Origin of the sequence: Cytobacillus oceanisediminis 2691 (assembly GCF_000294775.2) — a bacterium.
In the GTDB taxonomy this organism is placed as follows: Bacteria; Bacillota; Bacilli; order Bacillales; family Cytobacillaceae; genus Cytobacillus; species Cytobacillus pseudoceanisediminis.
The window spans coordinates 3791329-3815550 of record NZ_CP015506.1; the positions used below are offsets into that span (position 1 = coordinate 3791329).

The following is a 24222-nucleotide window of genomic DNA, read 5'->3' on the forward strand; positions in this document are numbered from 1 at the left end:
CAGTAAAAAAATCCCTTTTTTAAAAAGGGATTCCTCTATTTTTCGACAGTTTCTATTTTATTTCCGTCATAAGAGATCCAATCGCTGAAGCTTCCAGCATATAATTTAACATTACGGAAGCCAGCTTCCTTTAATGCCAGAAAATTAGGTGCTGCTGTTACCCCAGATCCGCAGTAAACAACTACAGGTTTATTCTTATCGATGTCTGCAAACCGTTTTTCCTGTTCCTCTGCTTCTTTAAACCTGCCATTTTTATACGCTTCAAGCCAAACTCTATTGATTGCTCCAGGGATATGGCCGGCTTTTTTATCAATTGGCTCCTCCAGTCCCAGGTATCTCTTTTCCTCTCTCGAGTCAATAATTACAGCAGTATCCTGATTACCGGTATATTCTTTAACTTCTTCGTATGAGGCAAGTATGTCAGGCCGCAGATCGATTTTAAAGTCAGCTGGCCCGAAGCTTTGAATCTTATTATTCAAAGGATAGTCGCTTTCAGCCCATTCTTTATATCCGCCGTTCAATACATAAACTTTATCATGTCCCAAATACCTGAGGAGCCACCAGAACCTTGCGGCAAAAGCCCCTTCTCCTCCATCATAGGCAATTACTGTGGTATCCCTGCTGATACCAGCCTTCTCCAGGACTTCTTTAAATTGAGAGGGATTTGGAAGCGGGTGCCTGCCCCCATGTTCTCTAACAGGGCCCGACAGATCCTTCTCTAAATCAAAATACACGGCATTGGGAATATGGCTGAGATTATATAAGCTGCGCCCTTCTTCAGGTGACCCAAGTTTAAAGCGGCAGTCGGCAATTCGGATATTAGGATCATCCAGTTTAGTTACTACCCATTCCTTTTCTACTTGATACTTCATTTAAGGTTCTCCCCTTTTCTCTTTTCCATCAGGCGTTTTATATGTTCCTTTGGTGTCCAGCAGTTAAATTGATAGTCAGGTTTCGTTTCATAGCCCAGTCTGCTGCAAAAATAAACCATTCCTTCTTTACGCTTTTCAGGATGGAAGTTTACGCAGGTTGCACATGCATGAAATAAATTTTTCTCCATAGCTCTCCCTTTACTTCTCAGAATGATTTTAAACTTTCAGCAGTTCCCAAAGCCATTTATTCAGTCCGGATACTTTGCCTTTTCCTATAGGCATTGATTCACCGGCTGTATAGAGGAATTCCCTTTCTGACTCGAGTGTATCAGCTATTTGATTAGCTAGATGCTCCTGAATAAGATCCCCGCGTTGTTTTGCATTAACCAGGGTCTGATAAAAGCGGGTAATCTCATCCTCTTCCTTTAAGCAAAAGAGACCTGTATACAAAAAATCTCCGTTTATTTTGCTTTGCTGTAGCAGCTGCCTTGAAATGAGGCAGGCTCTTATCGCCTGGATTAGCAGCTTCTGTTTCTTAATTGTAAAGCCCTCTTTTTTAGCCGCTTCCCCAAGATTGCGGGAAAATAGCTGGGTGTAATGCTGGAATAACTTATACCGTGAGAACTCTTTTTCCGCGATACTCCTCAGCCTATTTGAAAAGCCATCCCTATCCTTGTAGATGATGGGTGAGTATGCCCATTCGAATATACTTGGATTGGATTTTTGCATAAGGTCAAATGCTTTAAAAATATCCCAGCCGTGCGCATCATAAGGGTTATCTGAATCAATAACCTCTTTGGCACGTTCAAGGGAAAGATATGCTTTCAGGTCCTTATGTTTAAAGATGAAGCGGATATCATAATCTGATTCCGCATCATCTGTCCCCCAGGCCCTGCTTCCTGCTTCACATGCAAACAGGATGTCTATATTATATTTTTCTTCAGCAGCAGAAAGCCATTTTTCCATAAGAAAAGCAGCAACCTTTCAATACCTATTATTCGTACTGTGCAATGTTCCTCTCAATTTCTTTCAGCTCTTCAATCGGGAAATCATCTTTTAAAGCAGCCGTAATACCTTCATAATATTCATTGTTCTGTTCAATCAGCGAATTGAGCAGCCGCTCAAATTCGACCGTCAGCAGGCTGCTGTAATGGAATTTTAGTCTGGTGCTTTCAGCTTGCAGGTAACGATCTGCAGGTTCCTGCAGGTTCTTCTCCAGTTCATCCGCCAACTGCTTGCGTTCATTCTTTTCAAAAAACGTTTTTGGGTTTTTAAAGTAGGATAGAGCCTTTTTAAATTGGTTCGGGTCTTCATTGGAAAATGCAGAATCAAATTCAATACTCTCCATTTTTAATGGCTCATATGAGCTAAAAGACAAATCACTGTTCACATTGGCGGCTTTTTTCGAAATAGTCTCCTGCTGCTGGCCGATCAGCTTGGATATATAGGATTCAAGCCTTAATGTTGTTGCACGAATTTCCTGGGCAAAATCAAACCCAAAGCTTGCAAGGAATTCATCAAGAGCGATTTTAAGCATTTTCTTTAAGTTCCGGCCATCATCCTTCAGGACCGAAGGGTTGAAAGCCTCCTTAACAAAATCAAAGAAACGCAGAAATACTCTTTGCTTGATGTAAAAGACTAGCTCATCCGTTTCCTGTTCAAGCCTTTGGGAAAGCAGTTCGGATTTTTGTCCACGGATAATCTCAGTAACCGTCTGGTGCTCTTCCTCAAGCTGTTTCAGCTTTTCAAACCTGACTTCTTTATTTTCCTGTGAGGAGGAAATGTAAGACCTCAGCTGGGCTAATAGGCGCCTCCACTCTGTTTCTGCTGATGAGATGGAAATATTCAGCAGGTCTTGATTTATAAAGGAGTAAAAGCTTTTTTCAAATGAACTGATATTGGAAACTCCCTCTTTGCTGTTATCCAGCTTCTCTGCCAGAGCTTGAAGGCTTGAAATGCCAGACAGATGCGGCCGGCGGATTCCGTATTGCACTAGCTGTTCTTCAACGTACTCAAGTACCGAATCCTTTTCTTCTTCATTATTGGCAAGGTCAATGGCATTGACGATAAAGAACATTTTATCAAGTGAGAAGGTGTCTTTGACCCTTCCAAGCTGAATAAGAAATTCTCTATCGGCTTTCGAAAAGGCATGATTATAATAAGTTACAAAAAGGATTGCATCCGAGTTTTTTATATATTCAAATGCGACCCCGGTATGCCTCGCATTAATCGAATCTGCCCCAGGTGTGTCAACCAGGGTAATTCCCTGCCTTGTCAGTTCACAATCAAAGTAAACCTCTATTGTCTCAACGAAGCATGATTTTTCCTCATTGGCAACATAATCCCGAAACTCTTCCAAATCAGCTTTTATGATTTTCCCAAGCTGATCTGTGAAGAAATTAAAACCTCTCATAAAGGCATTAAGAAATGCAAAGTGTGTCTTTTCATTCGCATCGAAATCCTGGTTTTCCCCAGTGATCTTTTTAATCGCTGCAGCAGCATCGCCAAAGTTTCCTGCAGAATAATCAAAGACCTTCAATGAATGATTGATATCATTTAAGAGAGTCTGTGAATCCTTTACTTTTACAAGAACAGTTCCATGGACATTTTCAGCAGTAACAGGCTTAATTTTGTTGATTGCAGCTGTCGTCGGATTTGGTGAAACCGGTAGCAGTTTTTTCCCGATTAAAGCATTGGCAAAGGAGGACTTTCCTGCACTGAATGCACCAAAAAGGGCAACTGTGAATTCTTTGCTCTCAAGCCTTGATGCTTTATCTGCCAAATCAGCAGCAAGCTTTCTGAAACCTGGGATATCCTTTACTGCATTAGCGGTGAATTGAAGCTTTTCAATAACAGGCTGAACGGAAACCGCAGGAACGGCTTCCCCTGTCTGCTCTTCCTCAGCAGATTTTCCGGATTTCTTTGGCACCTTTTCCTTCTCAGCTTTATCTTCATGCAGGAAAACAACTTCAGATTCATCGACATCTTCTGCTGCAAGGATTTTGGCTTGCTCTTGAAACTCAACTTGAGCAAAGTCACCTGTCAAATAGACTTTCATCTCGGCAGATGCCTTAATAACTTTTTCATTGAGAGCTTTAATTGCACTAAGAGATTCCGCATAGACAGTAAGCTTGCGAATTTCATTGACCAGTACAGTCTGATCCTGGCTGATATTTTCTTCAAGCGCTTCCAGTAGTGCATTTTTCAGGAAAGCTGCGTTCTTTTTGGCAATTCTCTTTACAGCCTCTGCGGTGTCGTTCGTATACTGAAGAACATAATCTCCTGAAACCATGGCCCCGGACTTTACTGTTTCGGCTAAAACTGCTGGTTCAAAGGAAAGCTTGAAGCTCTGAACTTGTGCTAGAATTTCTGAATCATGGATATTATGCTGCTTGAACTGCTGTAAAAACAGCTCTTTTATATGCCACTCCAGCTGAGACTTAACCTTTTCGGAAAAATCCTGATAGAAGCGGTCAAGCCGCACTGACCTTTCCTGCTCCGTTTTCTGTTTGCTGAAAAATAGGCCAATTTTAAACGAAGGCTGGCACGACTCAAGGTAAGATTCAGCCAGTTCCCTCGTCTGGAAAGGCATTAAATAAGCGTTTTTTAAAATCTCATCTATCTTTCCGGTTAACTCAATATCTGCTTCATGCATAGAAGACTTTAGCTTATTCAACTGATTCTCTAACTCATGCAGCCTGTTTCCGAGCTGATCCCGTTCATCCTGATCTAATTCAGCCAGTTTTTCTTCCCATTTATCTTTTTCAGCTGCATGGGTGTCTCCTAAAAATGCCAGATGGTCCTCTGTTAATTTCTTTAAAGAATTAAAAACGGATTGGGGCAAAAGCTCTTCACGGTTATCAATGCTGCTGTTAATAAAGTTCTGAAGTGCCTTAAAATCGTTTGCCTGGTGATTTTCATCTTTTAACGTGGTGTAAAAAATCCGCGCAGGCTTTACTCCCCAGGATGCAAATGATTCCTTTACGCTTTCTTTAAATTGTTCAAAGCTGAGCTCTTCATCCCGATGTTTATCAATTTGATTGATAACAAGATAAACTTCTTTTCCTGCAGCCGTCAGTTCTTTTGTAAAAAGAAAATTTAATTCCGACTGGACATGGTTATAATCCATAACATAAAAAATAAGGTCAGCCAAATGAAGAGCAGATTCAGTAGCAATTCTATGCGCATCATCTGTAGAATCGATTCCAGGTGTATCCATAATTACTGCCTTCTTGGGCAAACTGGTGGCGGAATGGCTTATTTCAATGGAATGAATTGAATCGCCGTCCTTGCAATAGGATTTTACCTGTCCGTAATCATACGGAGCAGGATAAAGCCTTGGCTTTCCTTCCTTAAAAATAACTTTTGCATAATCTTCCTCACCTGATTTGACTTTTACCAGGTTAGCACTGGTTGGAATCGGCGAGGACGGAAGGAGGTCCTCGCCTGCAAGCTTGTTAATCATGCTCGATTTTCCAGCAGAAAAATGTCCGCAAAAAGCGATGGCAAATTCCTGGTCTCTTAGCTTAATTAAGAGATCTTTAGCTCTTTTAGCTGTCTGGCTATCCCCATTTCTCTGGGCGAATGTATATATCGCAGTAATTCTGTTCATTAATTCAGTTTGCTGTAATCCTGGTTGCAAAATCGTGTCAGCCATTTCCATTAATCCCCTTGTAACTTTAATTTACTTCCTATTTTAAATGATTTTCGTTTATTTTCCTATATAGGATGGTTTATTCTTTGATTTTTCTAATATTTCTCAGCAGCTGCTTTTATTCTATGTTCATTTGCTTGTATTTTCACATGCGTTAAAAAACAAAAACCAGGCCTCCCGCGCCTGGTTTCAAAAAATACTATTATCTTGTATGTGGTCTAGCTACGTTATTTAATACATGTTTCATAACAAGTGAGTAGGCAGCAATTGTGCCTGCAACAAATAGAATTGTCATATGTAGCAACACCTTCCTGTTGGAATGATATTGAGAATAATTTTCAAATTCAATTAGAAGTTTATCACGAACGATAATCATTTTCAATAGGGATTTTAAAATTGTCAAACTTTTTTAATATCTCTATTCATGCCAGGTCTTAATCGTAAAAAAGCTTCTTCGTATCCTGTCAATTCTTTCAGTGCTTTTTCTTCGGCTGGTATCCTGACCGAAAGTACCATTATGTTTAGCAGGGTAAATACAGCCGCAGTGATATAAGCCTGGAACATTAAAGGTATTACGAGAAATTCAGCAGCTACAATTACATAATTGGGATGCTTTATAAAACGGTATGGCCCCCTTCTGACGACCTTTGCCCCCGGCATGACTATGATTTTGGTATTCCAGTATTTCCCTAAAGAGAAGAGTGCCCATACTCTTCCTGCCTGGGTAAGAAAGAAAAGAATCAGAAGAATGGGCCAATAAGGGGACAGGTCTTTTTCAAAGATGGTTACTTCAATCAGAAAGCAAATGAAAAAAGAAACGTGAACCGCAACGATCCAGGGATAGTGCCGCTGACCAAATTCCAGTGCGCCCCGGCCTTTCATCCACTTTTCATTATTTCGGGCTACAGCAAGCTCTGCTGCCCTCTGCAAAATGATGACGGCAATAAATAGTTTGAACAGCATGTATTCACTCCCATTCCAGCAGCAGTAATTCCGAGCTAAATCCCGGGCCGAGAGCAGTTGCAAGTCCGGTATCTCCCTTTCTGCCGATCTCCATAAACCTTTTCAGCACGTAAAGAATGGTTGCTGAGGACATATTCCCGAACTCCTTTAATACATCAAGTGAAACTTTTGTCATATCAGGATCGAATTGCAATGCTTTCTGATAAGCATCAATAACTTTTTTTCCCCCAGGATGGGCAACAAAATGGATTATTTTTTTCATCTCCATGCCTTTTCCCCTTAGAAATTCCGTTACATTCTGCTTTAGCCAGCCCTCTATTATGGATGGTATATCCTTTGAGAAAACCACATATAAGCCCGCATTCTTCACTTCCCAGCCCATCACATCCAGAGAATTGCGCATTGTTGTTGATTGGGTTCCCAGGATTCTCGGAATGGATGACACCTTTTGAAAATCCCTTTGAACTTCATCACCCGTTATCAGCGCACATGCTGCGCCGTCAGCAAAAAGAGAGGTCCCGATAAGATTACTCTTTGATCTGTCATTGCGCTGAAAGGTCAAACTGCATAATTCTATAGTTAAAACCAATACTTTTGCTTCAGGGTAAGCCAGGCAGTATTCATAGGCTCTTGAAAGGCCTGATGCGCCGCCCGCACAACCCAGTCCCCATATCGGTATTCGCTTCGTATGTTCAGAAAATGGAAGCTTATTCATGATTCTTGCTTCAATACTCGGTGTGGCAATTCCTGAGCTTGAAATAGTAAAGATGGCATCGATATCATCACATTGGAGATTCTTGCTCAGGAAAATGTCATTTTCCAGACAGCACTTTATAGCCTTTGTTCCCAGTTCAATAGCCTGTTCAATATAAGCATTGTTTCGCTCTTCAAATGATTTATCTGTTTTAAACCATTCGAGTCCCTTTGCGAAGTGGCGCTTTTCAATTTGGCCGTTGCGGAAAGCTTTCAATAGGCGTTCAATATCCTTAAAGGACTCTGAAAATAAATCTCTGGCAAAATCCATTACCTGATCCTGTGTCAGAACATGTTCAGGTATTGCTTCTGCAACTGATACAATTGCTGGCATACATGACTCTCCTCCACTTGCTTTCTTTTACTTTTTCCAAATAAAAGCAATTTATGTTACAAAATTGGATAATCAAGCAAAAAAAAGCTCCCCCCATTAGGAGGAAGCAATGTGTTTTGAAGGAGTTGTTGTGCATCTTTATTATAATGGAATAACTAAATGAATATCATTACTAAATCTTTTCCAATTAGCTCTAGAGCCAAGCATTCAATAAAAAATGGCTGGCCCATGGCATAGTTATTCTGATGCATCCAATCCATTATTGTTTTTGTGATGCTTTTGTACTTCTATATATATTTTTTTCGTAACCAGGATACCGCAAGCAGCACAAACCTCTTCTTCATTATATAAAAGCCGGCAGTTATCACAATAAAATTTCTCCATCACATTCCACTCTCTTTCGTGCAAGAAACAATCGCTTCGGAAATGTAAAATACCGATAGAATATTATATTGATTGCCAGAATTATTGTGATTGCCGCAAAGAAGAATTATGAAGCCTTCTGCTCCGCAAAAGATGCAGGCTGAACTGCTTTTTTTCCTTTAGCAACATTGAATACGATATTTAAAAGAATTGCTGTCACACTGCCAGCCACTATACCGTTATCAGTCAGGATACGCACACTGGAAGGCATTTGCGCGAATAGTTCAGGAACGGCTGTTACTCCCAATCCCATCCCGACAGAGCAGGCAATGATTAATAAATTTTCCTGAGAGGAGAACTCTACCTTGCTGAGCATTTTTATTCCATAGGCGACTACCATACCGAACATAGCTACCATTGCGCCTCCTAAAACAGGAGTAGGAATAATGGTTGTCAATGCGCCGATTTTCGGAACTAGCCCAAGCAGTACAAGAAAAGCCCCTGCTGTATATATGACATTTTTTGTTTTAACGCCTGACATCTGAAGAAGTCCGACGTTTTGCGAATATGTTGTATAAGGAAAAGCATTAAAGACAGCACCAAGGATAATCGCAAGTCCTTCGGCACGATAGCCATTTGACAGATCTTTCTCTTCCAATTTTTCTTCACAGATATCACCAAGGGCAAAGTATACGCCCGTAGATTCAACTAAACTGACCATTGCTACGAGTATCATTGTGAGGATCGCTGTCACCTCAAATGTCGGCATGCCGAAATAGAAAGGGGATGGCATATGAAACCAGGAAGCTTCCCCAACAGCGGAGAAATCTACCATGCCCATAAAAAACGCAGTAATGGTGCCAGCAGCCAGCCCCAGCAAAATGGCAATCGCTCGAACAAAGCCTTTAAAGAATCGGAAAAGTACTATGATGAACAGCAAAGTGCCAAAAGCCAATGCTATATTTGTCAGGGAGCCAAAGTCAGGGCTTCCCTCACCTCCAGCCATATTGTTCATTGCTACAGGAATTAACGTAATCCCTATAATGGTAACTACAGACCCTGTTACAACAGGCGGAAAAAATTTAACCAGTTTTCCAAAATACTTTGAAACAGCTACAACGAAAATACCAGAAACCAGAATAGAACCATAGATAGCAGGTATTCCATACTGCCCTCCGATCGCAATCATCGGTCCAACGGCCGTAAATGTGCAGCCCAGAACTACGGGAAGGCCAATCCCAAAAAATTTACTGCGCCATACTTGAAGGAGTGTTGCAATTCCGCACATAAAAATATCAATGGAAACAAGATAAGTAAGCTGTTCCCCTGTTAAGCCAAGTGCCCCTCCTACAATCAATGGTACAATTACCGCGCCTGCATACATGGCAAGGACATGCTGAATTCCCAATGAAGCAATTTTAAGCGGATTCTGATTCATCGTATCATTTCCTCCATATTCTTTGCTGTATTATCAAAGCTGATCATGCCGTTTTCAAGTGAGTCAATAATAGCTAAGGACTCGACCCGGAATCCCTTTTCCCTCAGCAGCTGTCCGCCATTTTGAAAGCCTTTTTCAATAACGATTCCAATCCCTGCAATTCCTGATCCCGCTTTTTTTACTATATCCGCAAGACCTAGTGCTGCCTGTCCATTCGCCAGAAAATCATCGATTATAAGGACATTATCTTTTTCTGATAGATATTTCTTTGAAACAGAGATTTCACTTGTTTCTTCCTTAGTAAAAGAATAGACAGAGGCTGTAATCAGGTCATTTACCAGAGTGAGAGATTTTCTTTTTCTAGCGAATACAACTGGAGCATTCAGATGGAGCCCAGCCATTACAGCTGGCGCAATCCCCGAAGATTCGATAGTCAATATTTTTGTAATCCCGCTTCTGGAGAATCTATCTGCAAATTCTTTGCCGACTTCATGCATTAGCTGAGGATCTATTTGGTGGTTCAGAAAAGAATCCACCTTTAAAACTGTCGGAGATAAAACAATCCCTTCGCTCTTTATTTTTTCAATAAGCATATCCATTTTGCATCCTCCTCTATGATAGATAGCCTTCAATTACTCATTCCAGCCATATAAAAAGCCTGAAGCCCATCGCATTCACAACATAAAAATGAGTGAAGCAATGGCCTTCAGGCTAATGATCTAAGCTGCAGTCAAACAAGGATGACTTTAAACGTCCTTTACATTGCTCACTCATAGTCGGATCATTTACGGTAACCCGGTAGAAACTTGCGAGCCATATCCTCGCGATTATATGAGTGAATGTTATTAATTTATTAACATTATAACATCATTTACTAATACTTCAATCAAAAATTTAACTAAATACGAACTAAACAATATATTACCAGAAAATTGTTCGCTAATCAGATAATTCGCCCTCTTCAGTATGTTTATTTTTAAAAATTTGCCTTCCTTCTGAAGCTCAATTAAACCTTCACAGTTTTTTCACAATTCACAGGAGTTTTTTGTGACATAAATCACTTAAATATCAATTTTTCACCATTATCATAGTGTTTAAGTTACGAATGAACAATTTGTGAACTCACTGAAAGCATCTAGAATCTTCCTAAATGTTTTGTATTATGAAAGTGTAATCATTTACTTTTTCCAAATATTCGAAAGGAGTGAAAGACAATGGCGAAAACAGAACTCAGCCGAAAAACAAAAACTGAAATAGAGGATAGCTCTTCCTTAAAGGGAACGCTAGCTTCCGTTTTCTTATTAGGATTCTTCCTGATCATTACATGGGCAGGTGTTTATTCATTATTTATCAGCCGCTTTTAGAGTTAGAAAGGGGAAAAAGCCATGCATATGCATAAATTTGAAAAGGCCTGGCTCACTTTTGGAATCGGATCGCTGCTTGTTTTTCTAACAGTCTTGGGAGTCAGCGCATTTTACCTGGGCAATCAGCCCCCAAGCTGTTTGGCAACAATCGACCCTGAAAAGGTCGATACTACCGCTCCATTTAATGAGCCAGGACTGAAAAGGGTAGAAGGGAAAGATTGGGATTACGAATTGGTATACGTAGCATCTGCGTTTTCCTATAGCCCAGCTGAAGTGGAGGTTCCATATGGTGCTAAAGTGAAAATTATCGCAACAACCAAAGACGTTGTCCACGGTTTCGAAGTTGCAGGATCAAATATCAACATGATGCTAGAACCCGGCTATATCAGTGAACACATTACAACATTTGATAAAACTGGAGAATACTTAATTGTATGTAATGAATATTGCGGTGTTGGTCACCACATGATGTCGTCTAAAATTAAGGTGGTGGAATAATGTTTAATCCTTCAGCAAAATTTAAAGTTGACCGCCGTGACGGAAAATTGGCAATGGCTCACTTTTTCGTTGCATTTACAGCTTTAGCAATAGGCGGCCTTGCTGGCTTATTGCAGACTTTGGTCCGCTCCGGTAAATTCGAGCTTCCGGCAGGCATCGGGTATTACCAAATTCTCACGGTTCACGGTGTTGTACTCGGACTTGTACTTACTACCTTTTTTATAATGGGCTTCCAGTTAGCAGCAACAAGCAAAACATCAGGAACCCTTACAAATAAACAGCGAATTGCCGGCTGGGCCGGTTTTTGGCTGATGACAGCAGGAACTGTTCTTGCAGCTGTCATGATCCTGTTGAATGAAGCTACTGTTCTTTATACTTTCTATGCTCCTCTTCAGGCACATGCATTGTACTATATCGGTTTAACACTTGTTATAGTGGGAAGCTGGATTGACGGGGCAGCCATCATTATGAAGTATGCAGAATGGAGAAGAAAAAATCCCGGGCAGCCGAGTCCGTTATTAACCTTTATGTCATTGGTCAACACAATGATGTGGATTGTGGCAACAATCGGTGTAGCGTCTACTGTTCTTTTCCAGCTTCTTCCTTGGTCATTGGGGTTTGTAGAAACAGTAAATATCGGAGTCAGCCGTACTCTATTCTGGTATTTCGGACATCCGCTTGTTTACTTCTGGCTATTGCCAGCTTACATGGCCTGGTACGTTGTCATTCCTAAAGTCATCGGCGGAAAGATTTTTTCTGATTCATTGGCGCGCATGTCATTCATATTATTCCTGCTGTTTTCAATCCCTGTCGGATTTCACCATCAATTAATGGAGCCGGGAATTGACCCAGCATGGAAATTCTTACAGGTTATCCTAACATTCCTGGTTGTCATTCCATCTCTTATGACTGCATTTTCTCTTTTTGCCACTTTTGAAAGCTTTGGGCGTTCCAAAGGGGCCACAGGATTATTCGGCTGGGTAAAAAAACTGCCTTGGGGAGATGCCCGATTTACTGTTCCTTTCATCGGGATGGTTGCCTTTATACCTGCGGGAGCAGGCGGTATCGTTAATGCGTCCCACCAGATGAACCAGGTTGTCCATAACACGATTTGGGTAACCGGCCACTTTCACTTAACCGTGGCAACATCTGTAGTACTTACATTCTTTGGGGTTTCTTACTGGCTGATTCCACATCTCACAGGAAGAACATTAACAAAAGCGATGAATAAATTGGGTATCATCCAAGCAGTTATCTGGGCAATCGGAATGACATTCATGTCTGGTGCCATGCATGCTGCCGGTCTTCTGGGAGCGCCGCGCCGTTCATCATACTCTGAATATGGCGGAGCAGCACAAGCAGCAGAATGGATTCCATACCAGGTTGCACAGGCAATCGGCGGTTCTATCCTATTTATAGGCATCATCTTAATGCTTTATATCTTCATCAACCTTGCCTTTTTCGCACCAAAGGGAGAGCAGGAATTCCCTGTCGGAGAAGCTGCTGATGAAGCCGAAAAAGCTCCAATGGTATTTGAAAATTGGAAGCTTTGGCTTGGAATTACGGTTGTTCTTATTCTATTTGCCTACACCATTCCTTTTATAGATTTAATTCAAAATGCACCTCCCGGGGCTAAAGGATATAAGCTTTGGTAAAAAAAACACTCCGTTCCGATATGGACGGAGTGTTTTAGTGTTCAAGCTTGCTTGAGTCAGCCGCCCTTCCTGCATTTTTCCTTCTTGCAGGCAAATTCACAATAATTACAGAACTGAGTATCAGCAAAGCACCAGCAATCTGGACTGCACCGAGACTTTCCCCGTAAAGTGTGACTCCTAGAAGCATGGCCACGACAGGTTCAACTGTAGCAATAACAGCTGCTTTGCTTCCATCCGTTTTTTCCAGTCCCCATGTATATACAAAATAGGCGAGAACCGTAGGTACAAATCCAAGACCAATACTAAGAAACAAAACTTCAGTGTTTAGAAAGATTTCAGCTTTTGTCCACAGTCTGGTTACCGGGATTAGAAATACCGATGCAATCAGGAATGTATAAAGCGTAACTGTATACGGATGATATTTTCTTAATGCAAATTTTCCGAATATCGTATACAGTGCATAGCCAAACCCAGAACCCAATCCCGTCATAATTCCAAGCAAAGTGATATCACGGCTGCCTGCTGTTACTCCGGCAATTAGAATGCAGCCTAAAATTGTGCCTGCCACAGCTGCAATCTTTCCAAGATTTATTCCTTCCTTTAAAAACAGGTAAGATAATACAGTAACAAATGCTGGAGCTGTGTAAAGCAGAACGACAGCCATTGATATGCTGATTTGGTTCATTGCTGTGAAATAACAATAATTAAAAAAGACGATGCTCAGTATTCCGGTTCCTGCAAAAAGTCTGATGTCAGAGGCAGATTGCAATTTAAAGCAGTTCCGGAAACGCATAATTCCTATTAGGACAAGAAATATTGCTGCAAAAAAAACTCTCGCGGCCACAATTTCCATAGCCGTAAATCCATATTCTCCGAGCCCTTTAACAAAAACAGCAATAATTCCCCATAGACTTGCCCCTAACGCAATCATAATGAATGGAAGTATTTTCTTCATTATTTCTCTCCATGAAGTAAGAGGATGGCTGAGGCCACCCTCTTCTCAAATTATAATAAACACCTATTTCAACTGATAGACCTTACCGTACTTATCATATAGATAATCAATTAAATGCTGGGCATTCAGTCCTTCTCCAGTTACGTCATTTAAGATTTCAAGCGGTTTTTTCATTTTGCCGAACTGGTGCACATTTTGGGTAAACCACTCTTTGATTGGCAGCAAATTGCCCTCTTCAAGTAATTCATCATAGTTTGGCAAATCCTTTAACATGCTGTTTTTAAGCTGTGCTGCGTACATATATCCTAAAGCGTATGAAGGGAAATAACCGAAGCTTCCTCCAGCCCAATGAACATCCTGCAGAATGCCTGCTCCGTCATTTTCAGGCTTTACTCCCAAGTATTGTTCATATTTTTCATTCCAGATTGCAGGAAGGTCTTTAACTTCGATTTCATCATTGAACAAGCCCTTTTCAATTTCATATCGGATGATGATATGAAGAGGATATGTTAATTCGTCTGCTTCAATACGGATTAAAGAAGGCTTTGATTCATTAATGGCACGATAAAAAGCATCTATTGGCACATCATCAAATTGACCGCTGGCATATTCTTTAAGAAGGTCATAATTCCTTTTCCAGAAAGAAAAATGTCTTCCAACAAAGTTTTCATAAAATAATGACTGTGATTCATGAATTCCCATGGATGTTCCAGAGCATAGCGGGGTGCCCACAAGATCAGAAGAAATATTTTGTTCATACAGAGCATGCCCGCCTTCATGAATCGTGCCAAATACGGCAGTTCGGAAATCTGTTTCATCATATTTGGTTGTCACCCGGACATCACCAGGGTTTAAACCGGTCGCAAAAGGATGAACAGTCTCATCCAGTCGTCCTGCTTTAAAGTTATAACCCATTTGTTCAAGAACTTTAAGGCTGAAATCCCGCTGTTTGTCCTTGGCAAAGTGTTCAAATAAAAAGCTGGTGTCCGGTTTATTCTGTGATTCGGAAATTTGGTGAACCAGAGGGACAATTTTCTCCCTAAGCTGCCCAAAAACCTGATCAAGTGTTTCAACGGTAACACCAGGTTCATACATATCCAGCAGAGTATTATATTTGTTACCTTCATATCCCCAATAAGAAATGAATCGTTTATTCATTTCAACAAGCTTTTCCAAATATGGCTGGAACATCTCGAAATCTGAGCTTGCTTTTGCATCTTCCCAAATGCTTTCAGCTTTGGATTGCAGGATGACATACTCCGTATATTCCTCCGCAGGAATTTTTTTATTCCGATCATAATCCTTTTTGCATTCTTCAAGAGTTTTCAATGTCACTTCAGTAAGATTTTCCTGACCTGAAAGTTTTGCTATGTATGCAGCCATTTCCTCAGATGTTGACATTTTGAATACTTCTGAAGAGATCATTCCAATCACTTCGGAACGCTGTTCCAGACCCTGCTTGGGTGCCCCTGTCCGCATATCCCAATACATCAGCCCGATGGCTTCATTATATGCCGTCATTTTTTTGACATAATCAAGGAATTGCTGTTCTGTCTGTTTTAATGATTCTGCCATAATTTTACCCCCTATATATATCTATTACATTATCATTTTATCACATTTTTCTGAAAAGGCAGTCAACATAATCTCTTTCCCATTGCTGTTTTTCTTTTTAACCTGCCGGCCAAAGAGTTATAATGGTGGAAAGTGAACTAACTATAAAGTGAAACTTCAATTAGCGGGGCGCTTTTCCCCGCTGATTGTTAGTTGAACTTATCGTGCCCTTATGGGCAGTTTGACCCCCACTTATCCTCTTTTGATTCCTCTTTAGCCCTAAAGTGAAGGTCTTACTGCCCGTTGGACGCGAGAAAGTGAGATAGCATGAAATATTTGATTTACTTTATCATTATCGCAGCATTTATTGATACCTTTTCCCAGCTCCCTATTATGAGCCCTTTTGCCAAAACCTTTGACTCCTCACCAGCCTTTGTGGGATTAATTGTTGGGATGTATTCCTTCTCGAATATGATAGGCAATATATTAGCAGGCTATTGGATTGATAAAAACGGAGCAAAAAAAGTATTGGTCTCTGGCCTTTCCTTAACTGGCACCATTTTAGTCCTGTATGCATTTGCTGAGACACCTTTGCATTTAATTACAGTAAGGTTTTTTCATGGGTTATTTGGCGGGTTTCTGGTACCTGCAGCTTTTACAGTCATCGCAGACCGCGGAAAATCAGACAAACAAGGAAAAAAAATGGCTGTATCAGGTGCTGCTGTTGGCTGTTCTGCCATTATCGGGCCTGCTTTTGGCGCTGTGGTTGCTTCCAATTACAGCATAAACTGGGTCTTTTTAATTATAGCAGCAACGATGATCAGCAGTGCAGTCCTGGCCTTTGTGTTTTTGCCATCAGGGAATCTGAAAAAGGTTAAAGAAGAAAGCTCTCATTCTGAGAAAATGCTTTCATTATTAAAGAATCCTATGCTCGCAGCAAGCTATTTAGGAGCTTTTTCACTCATGTTTGCTCAAGGGGCACTTGCTTACCTTCTCCCCCTTCAGGTAGAAGCTCTGCAATTTGATTCAATGTACAGCGGAATCTTATTAAGCACTTTCGGAATAACCGCAATTCTTATTTTTCTGCTGCCTATTAATAAAATTTTTGATACATTTAAGCATCACAATAGCATGCTTTCAGGGATGCTGATCATTGGAATTGCACTCATTCTGCTAAGTTCAGCTTATTCTCTTGCATTCATGTTTTTATGCATGGTCCTTTACGGCACCGGGTTTGCTCTTTTATTCCCTTCCATTAATGCCCTTATAGCCAGCCATACAACTGAAAAAACAAGAGGAAAGGCATTTGGCCTCTTCTATGCCTTTTTTTCTTTGGGCGTTGTAGCCGGCTCCACCGTATTAGGTTTAATGGGAGTAACTTTCAATATAGGTTTCTTGATCGCCGCAGCGCTTTTACTGTTAACGGTATGCGGGATGTTCATATACTTTAAAAAGCAAAGTTCCCAAATATTAGAGAGCCAGGAGTGACCGAAAATGAAGGAATTAGTTGGCAGCTGCTCTGTTTGCGGCAAAGACCTATTCTGTCTTGATGGATTCTTCAACGGAGTTCATAACGAAAAAAATGAAACAATCTGTTTTAAATGTATTGAAGAACAGGAAGAATCCGCAGAGTAAGCATCTGCGGGTTTTTTTGTTCCAATGATTTTTTTATAACTTTATAATGCCTTTTGAAAAATGTTCTTCGAAATATGATTTATGTCACTTATTTGAAAAGCTGCCGCTGTTAAACTTAAAGCAATTAATAACTATTCTCACTGCAGTTGATTCACTGTTATTGGCAGCTATTTTAAACTATCAGCCAATTAAAGGAGAGGTCAAAATGAAAAACAAAGTCGTTGAACTTGATGTAAGAGAAGATATAAAAAACAAATTGGAGCCATTTCAGAAAATCATGTCCGCGGTATCTGGACTGGATGCCGAAGATGTTTTTATTCTGCATGCACCATTTAAGCCCATCCCTCTTTTTGGAGTATTAAAGGCAAAAGGGTTTGAATATAAAACTGAAGAAATTGATAAGAAGCATTGGAAAGTGATCTTTACTAAGAGCGGTGAGTCAAAATGAAGCTGGATAACCGGGGACTGGAGCCGCCGCAGCCCATGCTGAGAACACTTGCAGCTCTTGAAAGCCTTCCAGAAGGAGAAACCTTATTAATCATTAATGACAGGCGGCCCATGTTTCTTTATGAACAGCTGGACGAAATGGGCTGCAGCCATGTAACTGCCGAACAGGAAGATGGAAGCTTTTTAATAGAAATTAAGAAATAAGCAGGTGATCCCAATGTTCGCCAAAACAAAAAATGAGACCAATATCAAACTTCCATTTTTATTTATACTTTTCAGCCTGCTCTGTTTAATAGGAGCTATGTCCCTTATTCTTTTTAAAGGGGATTCCATCATCAGCAGCCAATTTCGTGTACCCGCAATTTGGTCAGCCGCTCATCTTTTTATATTGGGATGGGCGCTGATGACAGCAATGGGAGCCATGTATCAGCTCGTTCCAGTGGTTTTTCTGACACCAATTTGGAATGAAAGGTTTGGCTTTATCCAATTTACGGTTACTGCCTTTGGAATATTATATTTTGCCCATAGTTTATTTCATAATCCGGAGAGTGCACTGCTGCCTGGGCTTATTACTTTAACGGGGATCTTAATGTTTCTGCTGCAAATGTTCATGACTTTAAGGCAGCAGGCGAAGCCCAATGTATTGACTCTTTTCGTGGGAACTGCACTAATTAGCCTGTTAACTGCAATTCTACTGGGAATCCTTATGGTCTTCAGCATGAAAACTGGATTTATCTCTGATTATTATCAAGCAGTCTTTAAAAGCCACATACTGTTCGCAACAGCGGGCTGGTTTACCCTCTTGATTTTTGGATTTTCCTATAAAATGGTTCCCATGTTTTCCTTGTCTCATGGCTACAGCATGAAGCCGGCCAAATACGTCTTTACGGTTTATGCATCAGGGCTGGCTGCGGCAGTTCTGTCTTTTTTCACAGAGAAAAACTCACTTTTTACCATTGCATTAATGATTCTGGCAGGCGGATTTGCATTCTTCACCTGGCACATGCTGCAAATCCTGCAGAGAAGAGTAAAGAAAAAGCTTGATTATTCATTCCGCTTTGCTCTGCTCGCTATACCTGCAGGACTGGCCATCCACCTGGGAGCTTTCATATGCTCGCTTACCGGGAGCTTCGAAAGTGCCATTGGATATCTGGCATTTGCATACCTCCAGCTTTGGGTAGCATTGAGCATTATGGGTTATTTATTTAAAATTGTTCCATTCTTATGGTGGACTTGGAGATATAGCAAAGAGATAGGCAAACACAGTGTGCCTTCGCTCAAGGATATGATGAATGACAAGGCATCCATTCCGGTTCTTTCCGCCTTTATTCTCGGTATACTCAGTGTGACTGTTTCCATTGCATATGAACACCTTGCCCTGTTCCTTTCCGGCCAGATTTTAACTCTTGGAGCATCCATTGTTTTCTGTTATTTAATTATTTCTGTTTTAAAAAAATAGGAGGAATGAACATGAATCCAGAAGAATTAGTTCTCAGCAATCTAAAAAGAGTTATGGATCCTGAGTTAAATATAAACGTGGTGGATTTGGGACTTATTTATAATATTGATTTTCCCGATGATGGCAAGGCAGTTATTACCATGACCCTGACAACACCCGGATGCCCGCTTCATGACAGTATTGTCAGCGGAGTGAAATATTGCATTGAAGATCTGAAGCAATTTTCTGCTGTTGAGGTTAATCTTGTCTGGGAACCAGCCTGGACCCCTGCCCGTATGACATCTGAAGCAAATCAGCTTTTGAGAGGTTAACAATAAGGCAGTGCCCGCTTGGGGCACTGCCTTTGTTCAACTCTTTATGGATGGCTCTGCAGGCAGAACCTTTTTTATCGTTTCACGCACTTCTTCGTTTTCATTTTCATTCATTAGAATGTGAACTGTGCCCTTGTCTTCATGTGTTCTAATTAATCTCCCAATACCCTGCCTTAACCTCAGAATCATATATGGCAGATCAACCTCTCTGAAAGGATCAGATGAACCTTCCCTTTTGGCTGTAAAGACCGGATCATGAGGAGGAAATGGCAAGCCAAAAATAAGCACATTTTCCAGGGATCTTCCCGGTATATCAAGACCTTCCCATAAATGGACAGAACAGAGTACTGAATACTCATCATTTTGGAAATTTGACACGAGGGTACTTATTTCTGCATCCCCTTCAAAAAAGATTGGCACACTCAATTTTCCTGATGCAAAGGCTTTGAATTCTGCCAATTCAGAAGCGCTATTGAATAAAACTAAAGCCCTGCCTTCTGTCAGCATAATTTGTTCAAGAATATAATCCATCTTCGCTGTGGCAGATTCCTCTGCAAATTCCGGCATGCGAATAACCATATTCTCTTCATAGTCAAATGGGGAATCTACGGTAAATGATAAATACTCATCTACCCCAAGGCTCTTTGCCATATAATCAAAGGATTTATTCTCTGATAATGTTGCTGAAGAAAATACAAACGGCTTCTTCTGGGAAAATACTTCTTCCCGCATAATATCTTCCACCATTCTTGGCATGATGACCAGGGTTCTTTCACCATTTGTTTCTTCAAACCAGGTAATTCCTTTTAAATCCTTTAGGAACAGTGAAAGTGAGTATGCGATTTGCTCAAGATATTCTTCGACAATTTTTAAGTCATATTCATTAATAACGTACATTTCGCTTTCAAACACCAATTCTTCCTCAAGTGTATTGATTAAGTTCTGGAGTTTACGGCCTTCTCTCATTACATCGGCAGTTTTTTCAATCGTTTTCTTGTCAGAGCCTGCGTCACCAGAAGCGGACATGGCAAGTGTTAAAAAGAAATGCTCATTCTGGTAAATGGCATCCTCAATTATATTTAACGTTTTTTCACGTACATCATTAGCCATGAGTCTTGTTAAAATGGATTCCAGTATCTGCTCAGTAAAACGATACGTCAGAGCCTTTTGGGATGCATATTCCAACAAATGGCCTTCATCAAAAACCACACAGGAGCTCTCAGGAAGCAAAGGCAGCTGCCCTTCACGTTTTCTTGATTCCTTTGTCCAGATATGTTCCATATAAAAATCATGCGAACAAATAATCAAGTCTTTTGCGCTCCGGTAGTATTCCCTATGGAGGGTTTGACCACAGCGGTGGCGCTTCTCACAAGTAAAACAATCCTGGATTGAATCCCACGAGACATTCTTCCAATGCTCATCCGGCAAATCAGGATAATCTTTCCGGTCACCATATTTCTCAAACTTTTGCATGGAAGATCCTGTTTGAACAAAATCCGGGAGATCATCAAAAATGCGGTTATAATGATCATGAACATCATTCGCTACGAGCTTATCCAGCTTATTTAAGCATAGGTACTGATCACGTGATTTTGCCAGCCTGACATCAATATTCAATCCTAATGCTTTCTCCAGCTTGGCAATATCTCCTTCCTTTTTCACAAGCTGCTCAATTAAAGTCTCATCCGCACATGCGATAATAGCAGGTTTGTTTATGTACCTTGCATAGCTGATTGCATATAAAAGATAAACAATCGTTTTCCCAGTCCCTACACCAGCCTCAGCAAAAATAACACTTTTGTCTTTAAATGCCTTCTCAAGCTGAAAGGCCATAAATATTTGTTCATCCCGAATTTCAAATCCTGCTTCAGGCAATATATCGTAAAAAACATCTCCGATCCACTCGCTTAGCTTTTCGTAAAAAGATTCGCTTTTGGATATGGCAAAAGGCATTCGGTTAGACATGCTACCCCTCCGTAATTAAAAAGTTAAAGCGCCTTTTTATCCAGACGCTTTGATTTCAGTTCTATCAGTATTTCATATTTAGATTGTTAATAATCAAATGAACATCATATAATTTTATCTCAAATACTGCAACTGTCAAGATTTATAAAAAAACGAATATTGATCTTTTACATAAAAAAACAGGGGTGCTATTAGGCAGCCCCTGCTCAGGTATTGACGATTAGTTGACACGTGACATAGAAAATGACAATGCCTGCTGCAATTCGTCCTGTGCATTTCTTAGACTCTCCAGTGCTTCTGCTGATGGATCACCGTCACCCTGTATTGCTTCAAGTGTTCCATTAAGCGCCTGGGAAATTTTATTAAAATCAATGCTTGAATGTTTCATTGCCACCCCTCCTTAGAAAAGCGCAAGCGCCTTGCCCACCCCCGACATGCACAAGACGAGCCTCACGGAAAGGCGTTTTGTGCCTTTTTGGGAGGAATGGCTTGTGAACTCGAGGGGGTAGGCGCTGGAGCTAGACAGCTCTCGAAAAAGAATATAGATTCTGATGTTGAAAAAAGAATCAGATAGATATATTCTATACAGCCTCAGGAGGAATTATGCTTTTGTTTTTACATCTAATTATTTCTTGGCGGTCTTTTGCCCCAGTACTGATAATAGTCTGTGCGAATAAAACCATTGAAGAGCTTGCGTTTCTTAGTCGCTTTTTTTCCAAAGTGATTTTCAAATTCCTCGTCTGAAGTCAGGATATAAATCGACCACGTATCAAGAGGGGCCAAGGCCCTCCCCATTTCAGCGTACATTCGCTGTACCGCTGCCTTCTCACCAAGTCTCTCCCCATACGGAGGATTTCCGACAATGACACCATATTCCTTAGCAGTCGTAAAATCGCGCACTTGCATTTGTTTGAAGTTTATTAAATCTCCCAATCCGGCTTCAAAAGCATTTTCTTCTGCTATTTTCACCATCCTGTGATCAATGTCAGCACCTGTAATATCGAGAGGCTGATCATAGTTCGCCAGATCTTCAGCTTCGTTTCTTCCATCCTCCCAGACTTTTTCAGGAATCCATGACCATCCTTCCGAAATGAATTCACGATTAAAACCTGGTGCAATATTCTGGCCGATTAACGCTGCTTCTATCGGAATAGTGCCAGATCCGCAGAAGGGATCTGCAAATGGCTTATCCGGGTTCCAATTAGTCAGCATAACCAGTGCAGCTGCAAGTGTTTCCTTTAGGGGTGCTTCCCCCTGCCCCGTACGATATCCCCGTTTATGGAGTCCACTTCCGCTGGCATCGATGGTCAAAAGCGCTACATCTTTATGAAGAGCAACTTCTATTTTAAATAACGGCCCATTTTCTTCGAGCCAGCCTGTCTTATTATACTTTGTTCTCATGCGTTCCACTATTGCTTTCTTGACAATAGCCTGACAATCGGAAACTGAAAAAAGCTTGGACTTCACAGACTTTCCTGAAACAGGAAATTCGGCATTTTCAGGCATATAATTTTCCCAGGGCAGCGATTTTGTTTTCTCAAAAAGCTCATCAAAACTTGTTGCTTTAAATTCTCCCACTTTTATGCGTATTCTGTCTGCTGTTCTCAGCCATAAATTCGACCGGACAATTGCAGCTTCATCGCCTTTATATGTTATTCTGCCGTTTTCAACTTCACATTCATATCCGAGATCGCGCACTTCTTTGGCAGCGAGTGCCTCAAGCCCCATGGCCGTAGTGGCGATTAAATCGTATTTAGACATATTTTCACCCTAACCTAATTCTTATTACTATTATGTATACCCTAACTCGGCTTAGCAATCAACATATAAAGTATATCTGTTTATTTACTTACCCGCAATGAGCCTTTCAGGTTCTCTGATTGGTCATCTTGGACTTCAGCCTTGCTTTTTTCTAAAAGTTTTGTGTTTTTGCTAATGAATTAGTCCGTTGATTTCCACTGCGGGAAGTTGCTTTCCGCGGGGAGGAACGGGAGCCTCCCCAGCTTCGACTACGGGGTCTCCCGCTCCCCCTCCTCCCGCAGGACATTGAATAAGCTACTTCGAATTTACACCATTAAACTAAGTTATTAAATAGCAACAAACTTTACGAAAACAGCTTAAACTTCTTAACAGCAGGCAGAAAAGTAAAAAAGCTCTCCCAAAAAGGAGAGCTTGAATTTATAACACTCATACTGTCTCACTAATAACGTTCTGTAAGCCATGTTTTGTACCGTAGTACTGCAAGCGACAAATGTCTCGTACTCAGGTGGTAATCATCTATCTACAGGCATCTGCCTGTCCTTCCCGTTGTTCATTTCCTCAGGGAAAGTGCCCCTACCATCATTTGGGTTTCTCGCTCGCGGGGTTTACCTCGTTCCACCCTTTTCATTTCTGAAAAGGCTACGTCACTGTGGCACTTTCAAGGTATTCATGCCATATCCAGAAGGACTTAGGCATTTTCCCTGCCGTCAGCCAGAGCTAGCTCAGACTGCCCTAGCTTATGAATTCGCTAGGCACGAACACTACAGGCATCTCAGCCTGTGCGAGCATGGACTTTCCTCTACAATATAAAACATATTGCAGCGATTACCCGAACGCTATTAATGATCACAAAGAATATTATATGTAATCTGCGATGGAATAGCAATGGTTTTAAACAGGAAAAACTGTTAATTCCTGTCAATCATACAATTTACTGCCAAAAACGTGTTTTTCCAGATTTGATAATCTTTTTAGAATATCAAAATTGGTTGTACCTGCAGTTTGTGCTGCCGGTCTGCGTGAAGCATCGTCAACCTGTTTTTTCAATCTCATATTTTCCTGCTGAAGATCTTCAATTTCCTGATGGAATGCTTCATAATCTTTTATGACCAAATCTAAGAACTTGTCAACATCTTCAGGCTTATAGCCTCTCATAGCTGTCTTAAACTCTTTTTCCAAAATATCTTTTGCAGTTAATTTAATTTTATCGGATAGCATGATACTCACCTCAGTATATCGCC

General features: G+C 40.8%; 24 protein-coding genes, 1 other RNA gene and 1 riboswitch. Of the genes, 9 read left to right on the forward strand and 16 right to left on the reverse strand.

Going from position 1 to position 24222, the window contains the following annotated elements:
- Positions 1–35: 35 nt before the first annotated feature.
- From A361_RS19050 to A361_RS19085, 9 genes are all read right to left on the reverse strand, one after another.
- The gene (locus A361_RS19050; protein WP_019379745.1) at positions 36–872 is read right to left on the reverse strand and encodes a sulfurtransferase; all 837 of its coding nucleotides are present in this window, start codon (positions 870–872) and stop codon (positions 36–38) included.
- The gene (locus A361_RS19055; RefSeq protein ID WP_009332669.1) at positions 869–1060 is read right to left on the reverse strand and encodes a hypothetical protein; all 192 of its coding nucleotides are present in this window, start codon (positions 1058–1060) and stop codon (positions 869–871) included. The genes A361_RS19050 and A361_RS19055 overlap by 4 nt, the downstream gene beginning before the upstream one ends.
- 28 nt (positions 1061–1088) lie before the next feature.
- Positions 1089–1838: a DNA polymerase beta superfamily protein gene (locus A361_RS19060; RefSeq protein ID WP_019379746.1), complete on the reverse strand. Its 750-nt coding sequence runs from the start codon at positions 1836–1838 to the stop codon at positions 1089–1091.
- Positions 1839–1866: 28 nt separating this feature from the next.
- A complete protein-coding gene (locus A361_RS19065) occupies positions 1867–5529 on the reverse strand; it encodes a dynamin family protein (RefSeq protein WP_019379747.1) in 3663 nt (1220 codons plus the stop codon).
- Between the two features lie 396 nt (positions 5530–5925).
- Positions 5926–6489: an isoprenylcysteine carboxyl methyltransferase family protein gene (locus A361_RS19070; RefSeq protein WP_019379748.1), complete on the reverse strand. Its 564-nt coding sequence runs from the start codon at positions 6487–6489 to the stop codon at positions 5926–5928.
- Between the two features lie 4 nt (positions 6490–6493).
- Positions 6494–7576 carry a type III polyketide synthase gene (locus tag A361_RS19075; protein WP_019379749.1) on the reverse strand — a complete coding sequence of 361 codons (1083 nt, stop codon included), beginning with the start codon at positions 7574–7576 and terminating at the stop codon, positions 6494–6496.
- 237 nt (positions 7577–7813) lie between these two features.
- Positions 7814–7960 carry a hypothetical protein gene (locus tag A361_RS30565; protein ID WP_019379750.1) on the reverse strand — a complete coding sequence of 49 codons (147 nt, stop codon included), beginning with the start codon at positions 7958–7960 and terminating at the stop codon, positions 7814–7816.
- A gap of 106 nt (positions 7961–8066) precedes the next feature.
- On the reverse strand, positions 8067–9377 hold the full coding sequence (locus tag A361_RS19080; RefSeq protein WP_009332676.1) for a nucleobase:cation symporter-2 family protein: 1311 nt from the start codon (positions 9375–9377) through the stop codon (positions 8067–8069).
- Positions 9374–9976, reverse strand: coding sequence for a xanthine phosphoribosyltransferase (locus A361_RS19085; RefSeq protein ID WP_019379751.1), 603 nt, complete (start codon positions 9974–9976; stop codon positions 9374–9376). Before A361_RS19085 ends, A361_RS19080 begins: the two co-directional genes overlap by 4 nt.
- A 154-nt stretch (positions 9977–10130) precedes the next feature.
- A riboswitch (purine riboswitch) is annotated at positions 10131–10232 on the reverse strand.
- A 359-nt stretch (positions 10233–10591) separates the two neighbouring features.
- Between A361_RS19085 and A361_RS19090 the strand changes: the two genes are divergently transcribed.
- From A361_RS19090 to A361_RS19100, 3 genes are read left to right on the forward strand one after another with little or no spacing between them, the layout of a single operon-like run.
- Positions 10592–10741 (forward strand): cytochrome c oxidase subunit 2A, encoded by a 150-nt coding sequence (locus tag A361_RS19090; RefSeq protein WP_009332678.1) that lies wholly within the window; start codon positions 10592–10594, stop codon positions 10739–10741.
- A 21-nt stretch (positions 10742–10762) separates the two neighbouring features.
- A complete protein-coding gene (locus A361_RS19095) occupies positions 10763–11239 on the forward strand; it encodes a cytochrome c oxidase subunit II (protein WP_019379752.1) in 477 nt (158 codons plus the stop codon).
- Positions 11239–12894: a b(o/a)3-type cytochrome-c oxidase subunit 1 gene (locus A361_RS19100; protein WP_019379753.1), complete on the forward strand. Its 1656-nt coding sequence runs from the start codon at positions 11239–11241 to the stop codon at positions 12892–12894. The genes A361_RS19095 and A361_RS19100 overlap by 1 nt, the downstream gene beginning before the upstream one ends.
- Positions 12895–12928: 34 nt before the next feature.
- Here A361_RS19100 and A361_RS19105 read toward each other — a convergent pair whose 3' ends face one another.
- Together A361_RS19105 and A361_RS19110 are read right to left on the reverse strand one after the other, a co-directional pair.
- The gene (locus A361_RS19105) at positions 12929–13849 is read right to left on the reverse strand and encodes a DMT family transporter (protein ID WP_009332681.1); all 921 of its coding nucleotides are present in this window, start codon (positions 13847–13849) and stop codon (positions 12929–12931) included.
- Positions 13850–13912: 63 nt separating this feature from the next.
- Positions 13913–15424: a carboxypeptidase M32 gene (locus A361_RS19110; RefSeq protein WP_009332682.1), complete on the reverse strand. Its 1512-nt coding sequence runs from the start codon at positions 15422–15424 to the stop codon at positions 13913–13915.
- Between the two features lie 306 nt (positions 15425–15730).
- On the opposite strand from A361_RS19110, the gene A361_RS19115 reads away from it, so the two are divergent.
- From A361_RS19115 to A361_RS19135, 6 genes are read left to right on the forward strand one after another with little or no spacing between them, the layout of a single operon-like run.
- A complete protein-coding gene (locus A361_RS19115) occupies positions 15731–16891 on the forward strand; it encodes an MFS transporter (RefSeq protein WP_019379754.1) in 1161 nt (386 codons plus the stop codon).
- 6 nt (positions 16892–16897) lie between these two features.
- On the forward strand, positions 16898–17038 hold the full coding sequence (locus tag A361_RS30570; protein WP_019379755.1) for a hypothetical protein: 141 nt from the start codon (positions 16898–16900) through the stop codon (positions 17036–17038).
- A 46-nt stretch (positions 17039–17084) separates the two neighbouring features.
- Positions 17085–17486 (forward strand): DUF2249 domain-containing protein, encoded by a 402-nt coding sequence (locus tag A361_RS31410; RefSeq protein WP_019379756.1) that lies wholly within the window; start codon positions 17085–17087, stop codon positions 17484–17486.
- Positions 17483–17689 (forward strand): DUF2249 domain-containing protein, encoded by a 207-nt coding sequence (locus A361_RS19125; protein WP_009332685.1) that lies wholly within the window; start codon positions 17483–17485, stop codon positions 17687–17689. Before A361_RS31410 ends, A361_RS19125 begins: the two co-directional genes overlap by 4 nt.
- A 13-nt stretch (positions 17690–17702) precedes the next feature.
- Positions 17703–18944, forward strand: a complete 1242-nt coding sequence (locus tag A361_RS19130) for a hypothetical protein (protein ID WP_019379757.1) — start codon at positions 17703–17705, stop codon at positions 18942–18944.
- Between the two features lie 11 nt (positions 18945–18955).
- Positions 18956–19255: a metal-sulfur cluster assembly factor gene (locus tag A361_RS19135; RefSeq protein WP_019379758.1), complete on the forward strand. Its 300-nt coding sequence runs from the start codon at positions 18956–18958 to the stop codon at positions 19253–19255.
- Positions 19256–19291: 36 nt separating this feature from the next.
- Here the strand turns inward: A361_RS19135 and A361_RS19140 are convergent, their stop codons facing one another.
- The 5 genes from A361_RS19140 to gpsB form a co-directional block, all read right to left on the reverse strand.
- Entirely contained in the window at positions 19292–21220 is a 1929-nt protein-coding gene (locus A361_RS19140; RefSeq protein WP_019379759.1) for an ATP-dependent DNA helicase, read from the reverse strand.
- A gap of 220 nt (positions 21221–21440) precedes the next feature.
- Positions 21441–21608: a hypothetical protein gene (locus A361_RS30575; RefSeq protein ID WP_009332689.1), complete on the reverse strand. Its 168-nt coding sequence runs from the start codon at positions 21606–21608 to the stop codon at positions 21441–21443.
- 233 nt (positions 21609–21841) lie between these two features.
- Positions 21842–22981 carry a THUMP domain-containing class I SAM-dependent RNA methyltransferase gene (locus tag A361_RS19145; RefSeq protein ID WP_009332690.1) on the reverse strand — a complete coding sequence of 380 codons (1140 nt, stop codon included), beginning with the start codon at positions 22979–22981 and terminating at the stop codon, positions 21842–21844.
- A gap of 448 nt (positions 22982–23429) precedes the next feature.
- Positions 23430–23818: RNase P RNA component class B (rnpB, locus tag A361_RS19150), an RNA gene on the reverse strand.
- An 81-nt stretch (positions 23819–23899) separates the two neighbouring features.
- On the reverse strand, positions 23900–24199 hold the full coding sequence (gpsB, locus tag A361_RS19155; protein ID WP_009332691.1) for a cell division regulator GpsB: 300 nt from the start codon (positions 24197–24199) through the stop codon (positions 23900–23902).
- Between the last annotated feature and the right edge of the window lie 23 nt (positions 24200–24222).